This is a genomic window from Solirubrobacter deserti, from assembly GCF_027587175.1.
GTDB lineage: Bacteria > Actinomycetota > Thermoleophilia > Solirubrobacterales > Solirubrobacteraceae > Solirubrobacter > Solirubrobacter deserti.
This window is the reverse complement of the sequence record NZ_JAPCID010000109.1, coordinates 1-3,166: the sequence shown is the minus strand read 5'-3', so window position 1 is coordinate 3,166 and position 3,166 is coordinate 1. Positions and strand designations below refer to the sequence as shown.

Genomic DNA, 3,166 nt, shown 5'->3' with positions numbered 1-3,166 from the left:
TCTCGCTCAGGTGGACCACTTTTCAACCGGCCAAACCGGCCCAATCTTCAACCGGCCTTGACACTGCACCGCGTTGCCCGTAGATGACGAACCGCTCCGTGCTCTCCCTCGCGGTTGGAAGCGCCCGGTGCCGCCGTCATCCGTGAGGTCGCCGAGCGATCGCCGGGACGTCTGGACTCCCGCAACCGGGCGCCACGCGTCCTGGCGCAGCTCGTCGCCTGTGAGTGCGAAGCGACACGTAGGGATGTCGCCCCGCATCGGGGTACGACGGCTTTACGCTGGGTTAGCGGAAACGAGACGAGCACAAGACACCGGCCGAAGCGCTCCGCAGCCTCAAACGCCAACTCGCCAAGGTCGTCTACCGGCAGCTCCGAGCCGACCAGCACCGCTCTCAGACATCGTCTCAGTCATCAGATTTGACATAGAGGCGCTATGAAGTCACGCGGCTCCGGTACGGCCAGCGACAGAAGACGCGTCTGCTCCAAGGCACCAACTCGGCCGGCGCTGTTCAGAGTCATCCCGCCGCTAACCGCACCCTCTCTACAGGTCCGGACGAACCCGGACTCCCAAGAGGACCGCGAAGCTGCACAGCGCTTTTCGACGATTTCGCACACCCCTGATCTTGCATAGGGCGTCGGCGAGCTGTGCCGGCATCTGGCGCACCATTGCGGTGGCGGACGTCAGGGGAGGGTCTGCTCCGTCTGCATGCCCTGGCCGGGACGCCACAGGATGGCATCCAGAGGCAGCGTTCCGTCCCGAGGTCCACAGAATCCAGGTCGTCTCGGCGTCAGGCACCACCCCCATCGTCGTTGGCCGCGATCGTCGACGACACGCCGTGGCGAAGGGGGCGCGTCGAGAACCAGGGCATCGCGCCGTGGTGAGACCGGCCCAGCGGCTCGTACTGACACCCGCGGGCCTGGAGGCGGTCCGCCCTCCGAGTTGAACCGATCAGGCGACGGTCTCGCGCGTTCAGCCAACCGTAATGTCGTTTGACTCGCGCGGCGGTAGGTTCGCGACATGAAGCGGCTGGTCATCGCGTTGCTGTTCGTCGGTCTGGTCGCGGGCGGGCTCGGTCTCACCGTAGGTGACGGCACCGACGCAGAGCGCGAAGCGGCCGTCCCGGCGCTTGCACTGACGCGCTTGCACGGGTCCGGTGAAGTCCACCTAGCTCAGGCGACCTCAGCGGAGACGCCAACGCTGCTCTGGTTCTGGGCGCCGTGGTGTCCGGTCTGCAACGGCGAGGCGCCGAAGATCCAGAAGCTCGCCGAGCAGACCGGCGGCAAGCTGGCGGTGGTCGCTATCGGTGGGCGGGACGATCTCGCCAACGCGCCGGAATTCGCGGCGCAGCATGGGTTGACGGCGCCCACGTTGCTGTTCGACGAGTCGATGCAGGTCTGGGCGCACTACCGCATCCCCGGCCAACCGGGTGCGGTTCTGCTCGACCGCGACGGACGAGAACAGCAGCGCTGGCAGGGCGCGTTCGATTCCAACCTCGCCCTCAGGGCGGCGGAGGCACTATGAGAACGATCATCGGCACCGTGGTGCTCACCTTTGCGCTGCTGGTGGGCGCCGCCTCGGCATCAGCGGCCGGGACCCGGATCAGCGTGTCAAGCTCGGAGTTCGGCCCGATGCTCTGGGGGCCGAAGCGGCAGGCGATCTACGTGTTCCAGCGCGACCGCTTCAAGCAGACGCGGTGCTACGGCGAGTGCGCTGAAGCGTGGCCGCCGGTCTACACGACCGGCAAGCCGGTCGCCGGCACAGGCGCGCGAGAGTCGTTGCTCGGGACAATCCGCCGTCGCGACGGGCGGCGGCAGGTCACCTATCGCGGACGTCCGCTCTACTACTACGCGCACGAGGACGCCGGCCAGGTGCGCTGCCACAACGTCGACCTGAACGGCGGGTTGTGGTGGGTGATCGGCGCAGACGGCAAACGCCGCCCGTGAAGCTCGCTCATGACCGCTCGAGAGCTCGCCACCGTGACGTTGCACAGGCACGAGTGAAAGTGGCGCTTCTCGACGATTTCGCTACCTTCCCGCCTGCCTTCCAGCGTTCAAGGCGTTCGTCGGTTCGGGCTCACGGGACTTGCCCGAGCGTCTCGGCAGAGTTCGCCACCGGTCGCATCAAGTCGGGCGTCTTCGTCCTAGTCGAGGCGATGTGGTCGAAGTCTTCTGGCGGATAGCCCAACGCGCGCCGGCTTTCAGGAGGCGATGCTCACCTGCAGTGGTCGTCGCCGCGGTCATCGCTCGTCGCCTTCCCGTCGCTGGGCGCCCAACGTCAACGCGAAGCCTCGTGGATGTCCTCGTACTGGCCGGTCGCTTCGTCCCAGGCGACTGAGAACCTCAGCCTCTCGCCCCTGATGTTCCCACGGAGCCCGCGAATGACGAGCACCTTTCGCAGCTGGCCCGGGACGTCGGAGTTCTCGTCCTCCCACCCGACCGGCTCGAAGTCTTGGCGCGGATGGCCGGCAAACGGAGGCTGGCCCAGTGAGCCCGGCCGACGCAGGCGCTGCATGAGTGCGTCGAACGCGGCGTCTCGGGTGAAGGGGCGCGATACCGGCGCCGGCTCGGGCTCCGGCTCCGGCTCGGCCGGCGCCGGCCTCCGCATGGCTTGCGCCGCTGCCTCGAGACTGCGCAGCTCACGCTCGGCCCGCTCTCGGACGTCGGGATGGTCGGACATCAGCCGCTCTCGGAGGTTCACCGGGTCGCTACCGGTGTACGCTCCCTCGCGATCAAGTTGCTCGAGGCGCTCGACGTTGCCGCGGCGGTCGCTTGGATCTCCGCTTGCCCTGACCGGACCATCGTGAGGCGCGCCGGGCAGGGAGACCGGCCCGGAGGGACCCGGCGCCGGGTCGACGATCGGCCCTACCGGCGGGCTCGCGGCCGGCGGCAGGGTGACGCGAGGACCGCTGTGCGGCTCGGTGACCGGCGGTCCGGGATTCGCAGGTGGCGCCTGCACCGCGGGGTGCCCGTCTTCGTGCGTAGCCCGATAGATCAGGTAGACGGCGATACCGCCGACGATCACGCCCGCAACCACCCAGCCTACGACGGGCACCGTGGCCGAGGCGCCGGCGGCCGCACCCCCGGGGGCCCCGCCGCCCGCCGCCCCGCCCCCCGGGGGGGCCCCGGGCCTGGCGGAGTCCGGGGCCACGCGGCCTGTGGGAGACAAT

General features: G+C 68.9%; 3 protein-coding genes. 2 read left to right on the top strand and 1 reads right to left on the bottom strand.

All coding sequences use genetic code 11. From position 1 onward, the window contains the following. Positions 1-1,017: 1,017 nt before the first annotated feature. Positions 1,018-1,521: a TlpA family protein disulfide reductase gene (locus OJ962_RS34110; RefSeq protein WP_202958421.1), complete on the top strand. Its 504-nt coding sequence runs from the start codon at positions 1,018-1,020 to the stop codon at positions 1,519-1,521. After that, the gene (locus OJ962_RS34105; protein WP_202958420.1) at positions 1,518-1,943 is read left to right on the top strand and encodes a COG4315 family predicted lipoprotein; all 426 of its coding nucleotides are present in this window, start codon (positions 1,518-1,520) and stop codon (positions 1,941-1,943) included. Before OJ962_RS34110 ends, OJ962_RS34105 begins: the two co-directional genes overlap by 4 nt. A 331-nt stretch (positions 1,944-2,274) precedes the next feature. Here OJ962_RS34105 and OJ962_RS34100 read toward each other — a convergent pair whose 3' ends face one another. Beyond that, positions 2,275-3,021, bottom strand: a complete 747-nt coding sequence (locus tag OJ962_RS34100) for a hypothetical protein (protein WP_270006951.1) — start codon at positions 3,019-3,021, stop codon at positions 2,275-2,277. Positions 3,022-3,166: the final 145 nt, after the last annotated feature.

Coding starts and splice junctions, on each gene's coding strand:
- OJ962_RS34105 (WP_202958420.1), top strand. CDS start 1,518: ATGAGAACGATCATCGGCACCGTGGTGCTCACCTTTGCGCTGCTGGTG.
- OJ962_RS34110 (WP_202958421.1), top strand. CDS start 1,018: ATGAAGCGGCTGGTCATCGCGTTGCTGTTCGTCGGTCTGGTCGCGGGC.